Annotated in this window: 13 protein-coding genes; all 13 read right to left on the bottom strand. The window is 68.0% G+C overall.

The genetic code is table 11. The features are described from left to right. Nucleotides 1-47 precede the first annotated feature (47 nt). The 13 genes from QFZ27_RS17630 to argH all read right to left on the bottom strand — a co-directional run bounded on the left by QFZ27_RS17630 (nt 48) and on the right by argH (nt 15,364). Nucleotides 48-1,946: a DUF2264 domain-containing protein gene (locus QFZ27_RS17630; protein ID WP_429227685.1), complete on the bottom strand. Its 1,899-nt coding sequence runs from the start codon at nt 1,944-1,946 to the stop codon at nt 48-50. Continuing rightward, nucleotides 1,943-2,584 carry a ThuA domain-containing protein gene (locus tag QFZ27_RS17625; protein ID WP_429227684.1) on the bottom strand — a complete coding sequence of 214 codons (642 nt, stop codon included), beginning with the start codon at nt 2,582-2,584 and terminating at the stop codon, nt 1,943-1,945. Before QFZ27_RS17625 ends, QFZ27_RS17630 begins: the two co-directional genes overlap by 4 nt. A gap of 65 nt (nt 2,585-2,649) precedes the next feature. Next, entirely contained in the window at nt 2,650-3,939 is a 1,290-nt protein-coding gene (locus QFZ27_RS17620; RefSeq protein WP_429227683.1) for an ABC transporter substrate-binding protein, read from the bottom strand. Between the two features lie 176 nt (nt 3,940-4,115). Further along, nucleotides 4,116-5,105 carry an amino acid ABC transporter permease gene (locus QFZ27_RS17615; RefSeq protein WP_429227682.1) on the bottom strand — a complete coding sequence of 330 codons (990 nt, stop codon included), beginning with the start codon at nt 5,103-5,105 and terminating at the stop codon, nt 4,116-4,118. 15 nt (nt 5,106-5,120) lie between these two features. After that, nucleotides 5,121-5,954, bottom strand: a complete 834-nt coding sequence (locus QFZ27_RS17610; protein ID WP_429227681.1) for a transporter substrate-binding domain-containing protein — start codon at nt 5,952-5,954, stop codon at nt 5,121-5,123. Between the two features lie 246 nt (nt 5,955-6,200). Then, on the bottom strand, nt 6,201-6,947 hold the full coding sequence (locus QFZ27_RS17605) for an ABC transporter permease (RefSeq protein ID WP_429227680.1): 747 nt from the start codon (nt 6,945-6,947) through the stop codon (nt 6,201-6,203). A gap of 3 nt (nt 6,948-6,950) precedes the next feature. Beyond that, nucleotides 6,951-7,664 (bottom strand): ABC transporter permease, encoded by a 714-nt coding sequence (locus tag QFZ27_RS17600; protein ID WP_429227679.1) that lies wholly within the window; start codon nt 7,662-7,664, stop codon nt 6,951-6,953. 10 nt (nt 7,665-7,674) lie between these two features. Next, nucleotides 7,675-8,454 carry an ABC transporter substrate-binding protein gene (locus QFZ27_RS17595; protein ID WP_429227678.1) on the bottom strand — a complete coding sequence of 260 codons (780 nt, stop codon included), beginning with the start codon at nt 8,452-8,454 and terminating at the stop codon, nt 7,675-7,677. 42 nt (nt 8,455-8,496) lie between these two features. Next, complete coding sequence (locus tag QFZ27_RS17590) at nt 8,497-9,537, bottom strand: M14 family metallopeptidase (protein ID WP_429227677.1); 1,041 nt, start codon at nt 9,535-9,537, stop codon at nt 8,497-8,499. Between the two features lie 34 nt (nt 9,538-9,571). Further along, a complete protein-coding gene (locus QFZ27_RS17585) occupies nt 9,572-11,200 on the bottom strand; it encodes a phytoene desaturase family protein (protein ID WP_429227676.1) in 1,629 nt (542 codons plus the stop codon). Nucleotides 11,201-11,231: 31 nt separating this feature from the next. Next, on the bottom strand, nt 11,232-12,452 hold the full coding sequence (locus QFZ27_RS17580) for an aromatic ring-hydroxylating oxygenase subunit alpha (RefSeq protein WP_429227675.1): 1,221 nt from the start codon (nt 12,450-12,452) through the stop codon (nt 11,232-11,234). Nucleotides 12,453-12,824: 372 nt separating this feature from the next. After that, nucleotides 12,825-13,919, bottom strand: coding sequence for an ABC transporter ATP-binding protein (locus QFZ27_RS17575; protein WP_429227674.1), 1,095 nt, complete (start codon nt 13,917-13,919; stop codon nt 12,825-12,827). Continuing rightward, nucleotides 13,916-15,364, bottom strand: coding sequence for an argininosuccinate lyase (argH, locus tag QFZ27_RS17570; RefSeq protein WP_429227673.1), 1,449 nt, complete (start codon nt 15,362-15,364; stop codon nt 13,916-13,918). Before argH ends, QFZ27_RS17575 begins: the two co-directional genes overlap by 4 nt. Nucleotides 15,365-15,402: the final 38 nt, after the last annotated feature.

The raw sequence follows: 15,402 nt of genomic DNA, 5'->3' as shown, positions 1-15,402 counted from the left end.
GGCCGTAGGTTGGTTCGCGAGCAGCGAACCAACCTGCGCGTCCGCGCTCACTCCCACTCGGCGACCGGCTTGCTGCGAAGCTCCAGGCGAGGGACGGTCGCCCAGTCGAGGATGGCGGCGTTCCAACCCGCGGCCTCGGCGATCGCGCTCAGGTCGTCGGCCGAGGGCAGCGATGCCGCCAGCGTGGCCGGGTCGAGGCCGTAGGTCGGCCGCACCAGGGTGACCAGCAGCGTCTCGCCCGCGCCGATCCGGCCGACCAGGGCCGGTACCGAAGCCTGCGGGAACACCAGATGGGTGTTCGGCGCCACATCGGCCTCGACCGCGCGGCGCAACCCGCCGAGATCGGCCAGGCTGGAGGCATGGCCGTCGGCGACCGCGATGGTCAGGCCCTGCGGCCCCGGCTCGCGGCTGTCGAAGGCCTGCTTCAGCTTGCCGCGCGTGCGGCTGTGCGCCGGCACGGCGTGGCCGCTCTCGATCACCGCCAGCGGCGCGTCGGCGGCAATGCGGTGCAGCCGCAGCTCCCAGTCGCCGGCGAAGGCCTGCAGCGTCGTCACCTTGACCCCCGCCATGGGCTGCCAGACGGTCTCGACCCAGCCCTCGCCGACCCGAGAGGCGGTGAGCGCGCCGCGGCTGCGGAACTCCTGCCCGTCGCGGCTGACCGCCAGGAGGTTGTCGCCGCAGAAGCCATGTCCCAGCCAGCGGTCGCCCTCCACCGCCAAGCCCCAGCGCGAGGAATAGGCCAGCTTGCCGTATTTATCGACCGAGCCGCGCATCTCCATGCGCACCGGTCCGGCCGGCAGCGCCACCACGTCCCCGCCGCTGCGCCGCACCACCATCGAGGCGCCACGCAGCGTGGCCGTGCCGTCCGGCGCGTCGAGATCCTCCTCCTTCGCCGTCCAGAACGGATGGCTGTCCGGCAGGGCCAGCGGCAGGAAGGCCTTGAACGCCCAGTAGGGCGAGCCGGGGGAGTTGTACTCCTCGCTCATCAGGTAGTTCGGCCAGCGGTAGCCGACCGGCAGGCGGCCGGCGGCGTCGAGGATCGGCTGCTGCATCCACCAGCGGATCTGCCGGGCCCAGAGGCCGCGGATCTGGCCCCAGGGCAGCGCCTCGACCCCGGCATAGGCCAAGGCGCCCCAGAACCCGGCCATGGCGAAGCGGTAGGTCAGCGACCGGCCGATCGCCAGCGCCGCGCCGTCGGCGCCGAACCAGTGGCGGAAGCCCTGGGCAAAGGCCGTCGCACGCTCCTTGTAGGCTTGCGCCCGCGCCGGGTCCTGCTCCGCCCGATGGGCGGCGTAGATCAGGCCGTAGAAATGCAGCGCGAAGCCGTTGTAGTGGTCGATCCAGCCGCCCTCGCCGTCGCCGTACCAGCCCTCGGCACCGATGAACGCGTCGATCCGGTCCAGATGCCGCTCGCGCGAGGCGGTGTCGATGCCGACGCCCACCCGCTCCAGCCCCAGCCCGGCCATGACCGGGAAGAAGTGCCAGTTGTTGTCGGCCATCTGCACCGACTGGATGCCGCCCAGCCACTCGGCGGTCCGGCGCTTCGCCGCCTCCGGCAGCGGGTCCCACAGCTTGTCCGGAGCCAGGGCCAGGGCGAAGCCGAGCGCCGCCATCTCGACCGCGCGCTGGTCGGTGTCGGTCACCGCCTCCCAATATTCCGGATGGTCCGGGTCGCTGCCGCTGGCCAGCCCTTCGCGGAACTTGTCCCAGAGGTCGAAGCCGCCGCCGCCGGCATGCAGCGGCGCCAGGCCCCAGAGCGGCCTGGCATAGCCCTCGAACCACTGCGCCTTGCGGTTGAAATGGGCGGAATCGAGCCCGAGGCGGATCTGCGCCCGGCCCGGGCTGAAGCCGCTTTCGAGCGGCGCGGTCAGGTCGCGCAGCAGGCGCTGCACATCGGCGCGGGAGGCCAGCGGATTGGCACGGATGCGGTCGGCGGTATCGGTCATCGGGACGCCCAGAGCAGGCCGCGGCGCAGGATCTCGCGCATCTGCGGGTGTTCGAATTCGCGCACCACATGGCCCAGCGCGCTGTAGAACACCCGCCCGGCGCCGTAGTGCTTCTTGTACACGACCGGCATGGTGACGCCGTCGATCCAGGGGGCGTGCTCGCCCGAGAAGGTGGTGGTGGCCAGCACCTCCACGATCGGGTCGACATGCAGGTAGTACTGCTCCGACCGGTAGTCGAAGTCGCCGATCCCGTCCATGATCGGGTCGTCCGGCCGGGTGACCTCGACCCGGAAGGGGATGATGCCGCCGGGATGCGCCACCCATTGGCAGCCGGCCATGAAGTGGAAGGCCACCGCCTCGCGGAACGAGCCAGCGAGCCCGCCGTGATAGCCGGCGATCCCCACCCCGCCCTGGATCGCGGCCAGCAGGTTGTCCAGCGCCTCCTTGGCGATGGCGGCGCGGGTGATGCACGGCACGATCAGGTCCATCTCGCGCACGGCCGGGTCGGCGAAGGCGTCGATGTCGCCCTCGACCCGGACCTCGAAGCCTTCGCCCCGCAGCATCGCGGCGACATAGGCGGCGCCCGGTTCGGGCTCATGCCCCTCCCAGCCGCCCCAGACGATCATGGCGCGTTTCATCGCAATCCTCTCCGCTTCCGGCCACGCGGCAGGACCGTCAGATGGGTCATGCCGCCCTCATGCGCTCACTTCGGGCGCAGCGTCGCCGTCCCCTGCTCCACCAGCTGCTGCGCCGCTTCGTCGATCGTCAGCTGGCCGAAGGCCAGCTGGTCCGCCGTCTTGCGCGCCACGTCGCGGTCGAATTCCTGCGACCCGACCGGCGCCGGCGGCGGATAGGCGCTGACCTTGTCCGCCAGCAGGTTGACGTAGTCGACCGTGGCCCGCTCGGTCTCGTTCAGCAGCGGCAGGATCGCCTCGCGTACCTTCGGCGACATCGGCACGCCGCGCTCGACGCCCAGGACCTTGCCGGCCTCGATGTCGTTGACGAAGAAGTCGATGAAGGCGGCCGCAGCCTCGCCGTTCTTCGAGGTCGAACCGATGCTCCAGATCAGTGCCGGCCGGTAGTAGTGGCCGGACGGGGATCCCTTGCCGAGCCCCGGCACCATGGTGATGCCGAGCTTGTTCGGGATCACCGCCTGGTAGCCGACCAACTGGTTGGAATAGGTGAAGCCCATCACCGAGTTGCCGCGCGTCAGCGGATTGGTATCGATGATGTTCTGGTCCGCAGTCTGCAGGTCGGCCGAGACGCAGATGTTCTTCGCCCGCAGATCCTCCCAATAGGCGTACCACTCCTTGGCGTCCTCGACGCCGAAGCCGATCGACCCTTCCGGCGAGTACAGGGACTTGCCGCGCTGGCGCAGCCAGATGTCGAACACATAGTGATAGCGGGCGCCGTAGGGCGCGCCCCAGAGCTGGTCCTTGCCGGCCGCCTTGGTCAGCTCGGCCGCCAGCTCGGCGAACTGGGTCCAGGTCGTCTCCGGCGTCGGCACCGGGATGCCGGCCTTGGCGAAGACCGTGGTGTCGTAGAACATCGAGAAGGAGTTCAGGCCCAGCCCGACGCCATAGATCTTGCCGTCGACCCGGCACAGGTCGAGCATCTTGGTGCCGAACGCCTCGACGTCGAGCGGCTTGGGAATGAACTGGTCGAGCGGCATGCAGGCGCCGCGCCGCGAATAGTCAGAGATGGTGCTGGGCTCGAGCTGGAAGATGTCCGAGACGTTGCGCCCGGCCATCTGCGTCGACAGCTTGGTCCAGTAGGCGTCGCCGCTCAGCGGTTCGCCGACGATCGCGATGTCGGGCGCCTTCTGCTTGTACAGGTCGGCCACGCCCAAGGTGCGCTTGGCGCGGTCCTGCGACCCCCACCAGGTCATGCGCATCCGCGTCTCCGCGGCCATGGCGCGGCCGGCGCCGAACGACAGCGCGGCCCCAGCGGCGATCGAGCCCTGCAGGAACGAACGGCGGTTGAAAGCCTTCATCGGTTTGCCTCCCCTGGCACGGCGGCGTTCGGCCGCCATGTTATAACCGTTTGGTTACTTATTATTGATCGTCGCCGAAGGATGTCAAATGAGGAATGTCCAGGCCAAGCGCTGCCTCATGGCGCGGCCGGTTGTAACCAATTGGATATAACCTGACGCGCGTCTCCAGATCCGACTCAGCGGGCCGACACGCCTTTGCCGAAACGCTTCTCGATCCGCGCCTGGACCAGCTCGAACACCCCCGACATCGCCCAGTAGATCAGCGCGGCGACGATCAGCATCTCCATGTATTTGAACTCGGCCCGGCCATGGGTGCGGGCCAGGAACATGATCTCCCAGACCCCCATCACCGAGACCAGGGAGGAATCCTTCAGCATGGCGATGAACTGGTTGCCGGTCGGCGGGATGATCAGCCGCATCGCCTGCGGCAGCACCACCAGCCAGGTGACCTCGGCCGGCTTCAGCCCGAGCGACAGCGCGGCCTCGGACTGGCCGCGCGGGACCGCCAGGATGCCGGCGCGGAAGATCTCGGCCATGTAGGCGCCGTAGCACAGCGACAGGGCGATGATGCCGGCCGGGATGGCGTCGATGACCAGGCCGAGCTGGGGCAGGCCGAGATAGATCAGCATGGTCTGCAGCAGCAGCGGCGTGCCGCGGAAGAACGAGGTGTAGAAGGTGGCGACGCCGAAGGCCGGGCCGCTGGCCGACAGCCGCGCCAGGGCCGCCGCCAGCGCGATCACGGTCGAGATCGCGATCGAGACGACGCAGATGAACAGGGTCAGTGCGGCGCCTTGGATGAAGCCGTCGCGCAGCTCGAGCCCGAGCAGGATCGGCGCCCGGGCGAGCATGAAGGGATAGCTGAGCCCGAAGCTCCAGCAGAAGGCCGCGAACAGGGCCAGCAGCTCGACCCAGATGATCGTCGCCTGGGCCCGGAACGGCAGGTGCGACAGCAGCCAGAAGTTCACCACCACCAAGGCGGCCAGGACGGCGATGACCAGCCAGGGCCCGGCCGCCTGGCCGGCCGGCTGGGCCAGCGCCGGCACGATCTCCGCCAGCCGCGCGACCAGCCCGCCATAATCGAAGCCGGCCAGCACGGCGACGGCGAGCAGAAACAGAAGCCCGCGCAGCAGCCGCGGCTGCGCCAGGGCCTCGAACAGGCGGACCACCCTGTTAGCCGGGGGCTAGGCCGCGGGCTTGGTCAGGTCGGCCCCGTACCATTTCATCGACAGCTTGGTCAGCGTGCCGTCGTCATGCATCGACTTGACGATCTCGGCGAGCTTGGCGGTCAGCTCCGGATCGCCCTTCTCGATCGCCACCGACAGTGGCTCATAGAACAGCGGCGAGCCCACCACCTTGATCGGATAGCCATTCTTGATCGCGCCCTGGATCGTCGGCAGCGCCGTCGCCACCGCGTCGAGCCGGGTGCCGTCGCCGAGCTTCAGGTCGTCCAGCGCCGGCACGTCCGTGTCGTAGGACTGGATCTTGGCGTCCTTGACCACGAACTGGAACGGCGGCGCACCGCCGGCGTCGATCACCAGGTCGCCGCGCAGATAATTCTCATAGGTCGTGGCGGCGCCGACGCCGATCTTTTTGCCCGAGGCGTCGGCCGGGGTCTTGATCGTGGTGTTGGCCGAATGCACCGCCAGGGCGGCCGGCGTGTAATAGTAGATCGCCGGGAAATCGAGCACCTCAGCCCGCGCCTTGGTCGGGGTCATCGACCCAACCGAGACGTCCCAGCGCCCGGCCCATTTGCCGGAGACGATGGTCTCCCACCCCGGGGTGACGAATTCGATCGAGACGCCGAGGCGCTTGGCGATCTCGGTGCCGACATCGATGTCGAACCCCTCGAACTGATTGCTGGCATTGAGCGAGGATTGCGGCGGATATTCCGGATCCGTCGACATCACCATCTTCTTGTTCTGCAAGATCCGGTCCAGCACGGCGCCGGCAAAGGCGGGACCGGAGAACAGGACGCCCGTGGCGGCAGCGGCCAGGACGAGGCTGCGCAAACGCATGATCGATCTCCCAGGTGGCGCGGGGACGGCGCCTCTTCCGGACGTCCGCCCGAGGCAAGCCTAGTCCTGCGCCGCAACACCGTACAGGTGATAAGAGACCGTTTGGAAATGCTACTGGCGAGGCCGTCTGACGGCGGTTTCTCCGCTTCCGGTGCTCACGGACTCAAACGTCCGCTGCGCGCCGGTTCTCGACACCACCGCCATCCGACTCACGCCAGCGCATTTCCAAACGGTCTCTAAGCGGGATCAGCGGGCGTCGAGCGGCACCGTTGCCGTGGCGGGCGCAACGCGCCCGCGCGCCGCGGCCGAGATCGCCCGCCGGCGGGTGCTGAGCCGCGCCTCGAGCCACGCAAAGACGCGGACGATGATCCAGGTCAGCACCAGATACATCAGGGCGGCGGTGATCAGCGGCTCATAGGTGCGGAAGGTCTGCGCCCGGATGATGTTGGCCTCGCCCATCAGGTCGCGCACGGTGATGGTGAAGACGATGGCGCTGGCCTTCAGCAACAGCACCGTCTCGTTGGCGAAGACCGGCAGGCTCTGGCGCAGGGCGATCGGGAGCACGATCCGGCGCATCATCAGGCCGCGGCGCATCCCGACCGAGCGCGCGGCCTCGATCTCGCCGTTCGGCACCGCCTGGATGGCGCCGCGAAGCACCTCGCCGGAATAGGCGGCAGTGCTGATGCTGAGTGAGATCACGGCGCACCACATCGGCTCGCGCAGGATCGGCCACAGCACGCTGTGCCGCACCGCCGGGAACTGGGCCAGGCCGTAATAGATCATGAACATCTGCACGATCAGCGGCGTGCCGCGGATGCACAGGATGAACAGGAAGGCCGGTACCTTCAGCCACCAGTGCTGTGACACCCGGGCCAGCGCCACCGGCACCGCCATGGCGTTGCCGCAGACCATCGACGCCGCCACCAGGATGATGGTGACGACGACGCCGTTCAGCAGGTTGCCGAGGATGCGCTGGACGAAATCGAGATCCATGGCTCAGGACCGTCGGTAGCCGCGGCCATAGGCGCGCTCGGCTAATTGGAACAGCCCGACCGAGGCGATGGTCAGCAGCAGGAAGATCAGCGCCACCACAACATAGAAGGTGAACGGCATGCGCGTGGTCGCGGCGGCGGTGGCAGCGCTGCCCAGCAGGTCGCGGATCCCGACCACGCTGATCAGCGCGCTGTCCTTCAGCACCACGACCCAGAGATTGCCGAGCGCCGGCAGGGCGAAGCGCATCGCCTGGGGCAGCACCACCCGAAAGAACATCACCCGCGGCGGCAGGGCCAGCGACTTTGCCGCCTCGATCTGCCCGGGCGGCACCGCCAGGATGGCGCCGCGGAACACCTCGGTCGCATAGGCGCCGGAGACGAAGCCGAGCGAGGCGACGGCGGCAGCGAAGGCGTCGATCTCGACCGTCACCCCCGGCACCACCAGGCCGATCAGCGACCGCAGGGCGCTGGTGCCGCCGTAATAGACCAGCAGGATGATCAGGATGTCCGGCACGCCGCGGATGATGGTGGTGTAGGCGTTGCCGAGAGCCCGGAGCGGCCGGGGCCCGGCCAGCTTGGCCCAGGCCCCGAGCAGCCCGAGGAGGAGCCCGACCAGGTAGGACGCGACGGCGATCTCGACCGTCACCACCGCCCCGGCCAGGAGCTGTCCGCCCCACCCCTTCTCCCCGAAGCCCAAGAGGGCGGCGAGATCCTCCATCCCCCTGGGCTCAGCCGCCGTAAATGTCGAAGGTGAAGTACTTGTCGTTGATGGTCTTGTAGACGCCGTTGGCGCGGATCGCCTTGATTGCGGCGGAGAACTTGTCGCGCAGGGCAGTGTCATCCTTACGCACCGCGATGCCGGAACCGTCCCCCAGCAACGGGTCACGGATCGGCTGGCCCTTGACCTCGAAATCCGCGCCTTCCGGCGACTTCAGGAAGCCATCGGTCAGCGCCACCGAATCCGCCAGCAGCAGGTCGACGCGCCCTGCGATCAGGTCGAGATTGGCGTTCTCCTGCGTGTCATAGGTCTTGATCGTGACGATGCCCTTGTACTTCGCCTCGATGTAATTGGCGTGGATGGTCGAGACCTGGACGCCGACGGTCTTGCCCTGCATACCCGCCGGCGAGATTTCGATCGTCTCGCTCTTCGGGCCGATGAAGATCGCCGGCGAGTCGTAGTATTTCTCGCTGAAGTCGACGACCTGCTTGCGCTCATCGGTGATCCCCATCGAGGCGATGATGGCGTCGAACTTCTTCTCCTGCAGTGCCGGGATGATGCCGTCCCAGCTTTGCAGCACCCATTCGCACTTGACCTGCATCTGGGCGCAGAGCGCGTCGCCGATCTCGATCTCGAAGCCGTTCAGCTTGCCTTGGGCATCGACCCAGGTGAAGGGCGGGTAGGACTCCGGCGTGGTGCCGAGGCGCACCACCTCCTGCGCCGCGACGGGGCCGGCGAGACCCGCCAGGGCCACCACGGCCAGGCAGGCGGAAAGGATCGGACGGCTCATGCTCTTGCGCTCCCTGTTTCTTGCTTCGACGGTACCGGCCCCTCAGGGTTCGAGGGGGCCGGGCCTGGCGGTCGCGCTCGGCGAACCGCAGACCAGCTTCATCAGATCGTCGCCCGGGCGGGTCCGGCGATGCGCCCGGCGGGTCAGGACCACGCCCGGCTGCGGCGCCAGCACCGGCACCCCGCCCCCCTCCTCGCCCGGCCGGACCAGGATCGTCGCCAAGAGGTCTCCGGCCTCGACCCGGTCTCCCGGCCTGCGGGCGAAGGAGATTGCCCCGCCCGCCGGCGCCTTGATCATCTCGACCCAGTCGAGCGGCACGGCCGGTCCCGACCAGTCGGGCATCGGCCCCGCATCGCCGGCGATCACGCCCCGGCCCGCCAGGAAGCGGAACAGCCCGGCCGCGTCGGATTCGGCGAGGCCGGCATCGACATCGCCCATGCCACGCAGTTCGACGGTCGACACGGCCCGCCCGGCCAGATCGCCGCTGCGCAGCCAGGGATTGATGCAGGCATCGTCGAAGGCCCCACCGCCGTCGCCATCCCAGAGCAGGACGGTGTCCGCCCGCATCGCGGCGGCAAGATCGGTCATCGCCGGCCACACTGCCGAAGGGATGTAGAGGTAGAGCGGCGATTCATCGTCGCAATGCAGGTCGAGCACGATCTCGCAGGGCAGCGCCAGGCGCAGCAGCCGGGCCTTCAGCCGTTCGGTCGCGGTGACCGCGGCATCGTCGTCCGGCAGCAGCGACGGGTCGGGCCGGTCCAGCCGGGGGAAGCCGCGGTTGAAGTTGACCCGGCTGTCGAAATCGTACCGCCCCTGGCCGGAGCCGTGCAGCCATTGCTGCTGCCCGATCGGGTTGGCCCAGGGCACGATGGTGATGTCGCCGCGAATGTCGCCGGCGGCTTCGGCCCGGCGCAGCTTCGCGCACAGCGCATCGAGGGCGATGACGCCGGGCAGTTCCTCGGCATGCAACGCCGCCTGCAGATAGGCGGAGGGTCCACCGCCGCCGCCGCGGAAGCGCAGCACGGGGATGCGCCATTCGAGCCCCGGCATGTCGCCGGGAATTACGTCCCAGGATCGGTCCATGCCTGCCCTGCCCCGTGGTCGGATGGGACCTCGATCATGCCGCGCGCCTCAGCCGCCGTCGCTTGAAATCGGCCAGGATCTCACGCGCCGCGTTGTGACCCGGCGCCCCGGTGACACCGCCGCCCGGATGGGTCCCCGACCCGCACATGTAGAGGCCGGGCACCGGCGCCCGGTAGTCGCCATGGCCCAGCACCGGCCGGGCCGAGAACATCTGGTCCAGCGACAGCGCGCCGTGGAAGATGTCGCCGCCGATCAGGCCGAAGGTGCGTTCGAGGTCGAGCGGGCTGTTGATCTGCCGGCCCAGCACCGAGGCCTTGAAGTTCGGCGCCCAGGCATTGACCGTGTCGATGATCAGGTCGGCCGCCGTCTCGCGATGGTCATCCCAGCTGGCCCCGTCCGGTAGCTTCGGGTCGAAATGCTGGCAGAACAGGCTGGCGACGTGCTGGCCCGGCGGCGCCAGCGTGTCGTCCAGGGTCGACGGGATCAGCATCTCGACGATCGGCGTCTTCGACCAGCCGCCGGCCTTGGCGTCGAGATAGGCCTTGTCCATGTAGTCCAGGCTGGGGCCGAAGATGATGCCGCTGGTGTGGTGGTCGGCCAGCGCTTTGCCCGGCAGGCAGGTGAAGTCCGGCAGCTCCGACAGGGCGACGTTCATGCGGAAGGTGGCGGAGCCGCATTTGAAGCGGTCCATGCGCTCGCGGAAATCCTGCGGCAGCGCCGCCGGGTCGACCAGCTTGCCGTAGAGCAGCTTGGGGTTGAGGTTGGAGACGATGCAGCCGGCACGAACGATGTCGCCGGCCTCGGTCACCACCCCGACGGCGCGGCCGCCCTCGACGATCACCTCGCGCACGCCGGCATCGGTGCGGATCACCGCGCCGCGCGACGCCGCCGACTTCGCCATCGCCTGGGTGATCGCGCCCATGCCGCCGATCGCGTGGCCCCACACGCCTTTCTTGCCGTTCACCTCGCCGAAGACGTGGTGCAGCAGCACATAGCCGGTGCCGGCATGGCTGGGGCTGGCGTAGTTGCCGACGATGCTGTCGAAGCCGAACAGGGCCTGCACAACCGGCGTTTCGAACCAGCCTTCCAGGATGTCCGTCGCCGATTTGGTGAACAGGTCCAGCAGGTCGCGCCGCATCACCATGTCGAGCTTGCGCAGCCGGTTGCCGAGCGAGCCCGCCTTGATCAGTTCCGGCAGCGCGCCGGACCAGCCGCCGGACGCGACATTCGGCGGGGTGCGCAGCACGATGTCGCGCAGCACGTCGGCGATGACGTCGAGACGGTCGCCATAGGCGTCGTAGCGCTCGGCATCGCGGGCCGAGAATTTGGCGATCTCGGCCTTGGTCCGGCCCGGTCCGGACAGGAGATAGCGGTGGTCGTCGACCGGCAGGAAATTGGCCAGCCGCCGCTCCACCACCTTCAGCCCGTGGCCCGGCAGATCGAGGTCGCGGATCACCTTCGGGTTCAGCAGGCTGACCGTGTAGGAGGCCACGGAGTTGCGGAAGCCGGGATGGAACTCCTCGGTCACCGCGGCGCCGCCGACGACGCGGCGGCGCTCCAGCACCGTCACCTTCAGCCCGGCGGCCGCCAGATAGGCGGCGCAGACCAGCCCGTTATGGCCCCCGCCGATGATTGCGACGTCGAAGACCTGTGTGTTCGCCATGAAGATCCGCCCGGCTCTGTCGTTCTGAACGCTATTCCGCCGCGAAGGCCGGCGCCTGCGAGGCCTCGCGCCGCAGGCTCCAGCCCGGCGGCGGCGGCCGGTGCAGCCGGCTTTCCGGGATCAGCCGGCGCATCGCCCGGGCGAAGCTGCGCAGGCAGACCTCGGTGGTGCCGAGAGGGCCGACGGTGTAGCTGGAGGAGCCCATGCCGGCCTGCACCCGGTCGATCAGCGTCTTGTCCTCGAGGCTGACCGAGCGGTTGATCCGCCAGTTCAGGTAGCGCGCGGCCTTCATCTCGGGCCGATGGTCCGGATGGACATAGGCGATCTCGCGGATCATCGTCTCGGTCGGCGAGACCGGGATGAACTGCATGAAGTCGATCTGGTCCGGATAGATGTCGAAGGCGATGTTGGGCCAGAGCTTGAAATAGGTCCACAGCCGCTGCCGCTCCGGCGGCAGATGCGGCACCTCCGGCAGGAAGTGCTTATAGGCCCGCTCCGACAGCACGGCGGACGGCCGCTCCTGCAGCTGGCCCCACATCTTGTCGACCCAGGGCCTGGCTTCGACGCCGTAGCCGCGGCCGAACAGCCGGGTCAGCCCGGGATGGGCGACGGTGATGTGCAGCCCGTCGGAATAGTTGTCGGCGACGTTCTTCCAGTTGACCGCGCGCGGCCGCAACGTCACCCGGCCCAGCGGCACCATCTCCTCGATCCGGTAGGCCGCCATCTCCTCGCCATAGCCACCCATCATCTCGGTCACGCTTGGCGTGCCGGGGGCGAGGCGGATGAAGATGAAGCCGCAGAACACCTCGTGCTCGACCGGGACCAGGCCGTGGCTGCCGAAGTCGAAATCGCCGTAGCTGGAGCGCTGCGGCATGCCGATCAGCCGGCCGTCATGCTCATAGGTCCAGGCGTGATAGGGGCAGACGATGCGGCTGCCACACTGGCCCTTTGGCCCGTCGAGCAGCCGCGCGGCGCGGTGCCGGCAGACATTGTGGAAGGCGCGCACCTGCCCGTCGCGGCCGCGCAGCACCACCACATTCTCGCCCAGGAACTCGAAGGTGTGGAAGTCGCCCGCCTCCGGGATGTCGTTCAGATGGCAGACCACCTGCCAGGAGGTGCGGAACAGCGCCTCCTGCTCGACCGCGTAGAACTCCGGATCGCGGTAGATCCAGGCCGGCAGGCTGACATCGTCATCCGGCAAGCTCGCATCGGACGGCGGCGTCTCGGCACGCCGGTGCATCGCTTCGATCATAGGCTGGCCTCCCACGGCCTTCAGGCCACCTTGTTATACGACCGTATAACAGCTATCGAGGGGCGGTCAACCGTCAAGCCGACCGGCGCCGGGCAGAGCAATCGCTTTGAAGCGTGCGCCGTGTTGGGAAGGCGGATGACCTCTCCCGCAAGCGAGGCCTTTTCAGAATGTCCGCTGAATGATCCCAAAGGCCGATCTGGGACAAAGTCCCAAACTCAACGAGTTTCCCCTCTGGGTTCAAGCTCTCCCGAAAGGTCTCGCTTGCGAGAGAAGGCCGGCAATCTGTGGTGATTTCCTTCAAGCCATTGCCCGGCAGGCCGGTCTGGCCAGGCGCTGCCAGAAACGGCGACACATTGCTTTCCCCAATCCGCCTCAATTGATCAGTTTTTCGGTCTCCTTATCAAACAGTCGCAGGCAGTCGGCCTCCGCACCGAATGCGACCGCATCGCCGGGCTTGAAGGCAATGCTCGAAGGCGCGCGAGCGACGACGTGCCCTTGGGGCAGATCGAGCAACAGGAATGTTTCCGAGCCGTGCGGCTCCGCCACCCGCACCGTGCCCGCGATCCGGATGGGGAAATTGTCCTGCCCGTCGGCCAGCAGGGTGAGTTCCTGCGGTCTCACCCCCAGGACGATCGATCGGCCGGTGCCGATGTCCGAGGGCAAGCCCGGCACCTTGGACAGGCGAACCGACGCGGCGTTCGCTCCGAGGTTCACCTGCCCGCCATCGATCGTCGCCTCGATCATGTTCATTTCCGGCGTGCCGATGAAACGCGCCGTGAAGATATCCGCCGGCCGATTGTACAGCTCCATCGGCGCGCCGACCTGGAGGATGCGACCTTCGCGCATGACGACGATTCTGTCGGCGAGCGACATCGCCTCGACCTGATCGTGCGTGACAAAGACGATCGTGGTGCCGAGCCGCTGGTGCAACTGCTTGATCTCGAGCCGCATCTGCCCGCGCAATTGGGCGTCGAGATTGGAGAGCGGCTCGTCGAACAGGAAGGCCACGGGGTCGCGCACCATCGCCCGGCCGATGGCCACACGCTGCCTCTGCCCGCCGGAGAGCGCGGCGGGACGGCGCTCGAGATAGGGATCGAGACTTAGGATTCGGGCAGTTTCACGGATGCGCGCCTGCTTTTCCGCCTTGGGGAGCTTGGACCTGTAGAGCCCGAAGCCGATGTTCTGCGCCACGGTGAGATGCGGATAGATCGCGTAGTTCTGGAAGACCATCGCGATGTTCCGATGCTTGGGTTCGTGGTCGTTGACCACCTGGCCGCCGATGCGCAGCGTCCCGCCGGAAATCGCTTCCAGGCCCGCGATCATGCGCAGGGTCGTGGATTTGCCGCAGCCCGAAGGACCAACCAGCACGACGAATTCGCCGTCTTCGACGGTAAGGTCGATATCGTGCACGGTCCTGATGCTGCCGTAGCGCTTGGCGATCTTCTCGAGCTCGATCCTGGCCATCATCCACCTTTCGCGACGTCTTGAATGCGGCGTTTGAGTTCGTCCGCCGCAGCGGCCTCCCGCGCGGCGATCGCCGCGGCACGGGCCGCGAACGCGTCCAGCGCCACGCGGTAGCCCGCAAGGGCCGGGTCCATGGCGGCGGGGGCCGGACCGCCGAAGCGATCGCGCACCGCGACAAAGTGCTCGGGCGAGACCATCCGGGCGAATTCGGCCGCATCGGCCACTGGCTTGCGCCCGACATGGCGCTCGAAGGCCAAGACGAAGGCCGGATAGCCGTCCGTCGGCAGATCGCCCGACATGGCCACGACGGCGCGGGCGACCTCGGCGGCGATCTCATGCCCTTGTCGGAAGGACAAACCCTCGCTGCGCACGAGCCAGTCGGCCAGCTCGGTTATGGTGGCGCAGGACCGGCTTAGATTGGCGGCGACGCGTTCGGAATCGATGCGGCAGGCCTGGAGGGTGGCCGTCAGGAGATCGAGCACGCGCTGAGCGACGTCGAAGACCTGATAGCCCATCTCGTGCGTCTCGGCCTCGCTGTCGGTCATGTCGGTGAACGGCGTGTTGTGCATCACGTCGACGACCGCCCGAGCGCGCCCGACAGCCTGGCTGGACAGATGCCGCAGATGCTCGAGCGGCACCGGATTGCGCTTCTGCGGCATGATCGACGAAACCTGTACGAAGGCATTCGGCAGATAGAGTTGGCCGACCTCGAAGCTCGACCAGAACTGAAAATCCTGGATCGGGCGGCCGAGATGCAGGAACAGGAGCACGATCGCGCTGTAGACCGACGTCAGATAGTCCGTCGCGGCAATGCAGGAATAGGAATTCCGCTGCGGCGCCGCGAAGCCGAGAAGTTCGGCAACGCGTTGCCGGCTGATCGGAAAGCCCGAAGTGGTGATCGCCGCCGCCCCCATCGGGCAAAGATCGACGATCGCGCGGGCGGCTTCGAGCCGCTCCATGTCGCGGATCAGCACCTCGCTCATCGCGGCGAGGTAATGTCCGTGGGTGGTGGGTTGGGCCGGCTGGCCGTGGGTATAGGCGACGATCAGGACATCCCGGTCGCGAGCGGCCACCTCGATCAGCGTGGCCAGAAGCTTCCGACAGGCCGCCAGCAGGCGATCGACGCGGGGCTTGAGGCCGAGCTTGAGAAAGGTGTGGTCGATATCGTTGCGCGAGCGGGCGGTGTGCAGCCGGCCGCCGATGTCGGGCCCGACGCGTGCCTTCAACTCACGCTCCATATGGAAGAAATAGTCCTCGACGTCGCCGCCATAGGCGAGGTCGTCCAGGCGGATCTCGCGGTCCATCGCCTGCAACGCTCCGGCGATGGCGGCGCCCTGCGCCGCGCCGAGGATGCCGGTCTCGACCAGCATGACGAGATGAGCCCGGTCGATCCGGCGCAGCGCCTCGGCATGGTAGCGTCGGGCGCCGTCGAACAGCGGCCGCAGCACGGTCTCCCGGTAGACCGGGTCGGGGAAGCGTGACCCGT

This window comes from Inquilinus ginsengisoli, assembly GCF_050434925.1.
GTDB classification, from domain to species: domain Bacteria; phylum Pseudomonadota; class Alphaproteobacteria; order DSM-16000; family Inquilinaceae; genus Inquilinus; species Inquilinus ginsengisoli_B.
Note: the sequence above shows the minus strand (reverse complement) of the source record. Positions and strands in the feature narration are given on the sequence as shown.

Bases quoted from the DNA above. Each gene is read 5' to 3' on its own strand.
- QFZ27_RS17630 (WP_429227685.1), bottom strand. From the start codon at position 1,946: ATGACCGATACCGCCGACCGCATCCGTGCCAATCCGCTGGCCTCCCGC.
- QFZ27_RS17625 (WP_429227684.1), bottom strand. From the start codon at position 2,584: ATGAAACGCGCCATGATCGTCTGGGGCGGCTGGGAGGGGCATGAGCCC.
- QFZ27_RS17620 (WP_429227683.1), bottom strand. From the start codon at position 3,939: ATGAAGGCTTTCAACCGCCGTTCGTTCCTGCAGGGCTCGATCGCCGCT.
- QFZ27_RS17610 (WP_429227681.1), bottom strand. From the start codon at position 5,954: ATGCGTTTGCGCAGCCTCGTCCTGGCCGCTGCCGCCACGGGCGTCCTG.
- QFZ27_RS17605 (WP_429227680.1), bottom strand. From the start codon at position 6,947: ATGGATCTCGATTTCGTCCAGCGCATCCTCGGCAACCTGCTGAACGGC.
- QFZ27_RS17600 (WP_429227679.1), bottom strand. From the start codon at position 7,664: ATGGAGGATCTCGCCGCCCTCTTGGGCTTCGGGGAGAAGGGGTGGGGC.
- QFZ27_RS17595 (WP_429227678.1), bottom strand. From the start codon at position 8,454: ATGAGCCGTCCGATCCTTTCCGCCTGCCTGGCCGTGGTGGCCCTGGCG.
- QFZ27_RS17590 (WP_429227677.1), bottom strand. From the start codon at position 9,537: ATGGACCGATCCTGGGACGTAATTCCCGGCGACATGCCGGGGCTCGAA.
- QFZ27_RS17585 (WP_429227676.1), bottom strand. From the start codon at position 11,200: ATGGCGAACACACAGGTCTTCGACGTCGCAATCATCGGCGGGGGCCAT.
- QFZ27_RS17580 (WP_429227675.1), bottom strand. From the start codon at position 12,452: ATGATCGAAGCGATGCACCGGCGTGCCGAGACGCCGCCGTCCGATGCG.
- QFZ27_RS17575 (WP_429227674.1), bottom strand. From the start codon at position 13,919: ATGATGGCCAGGATCGAGCTCGAGAAGATCGCCAAGCGCTACGGCAGC.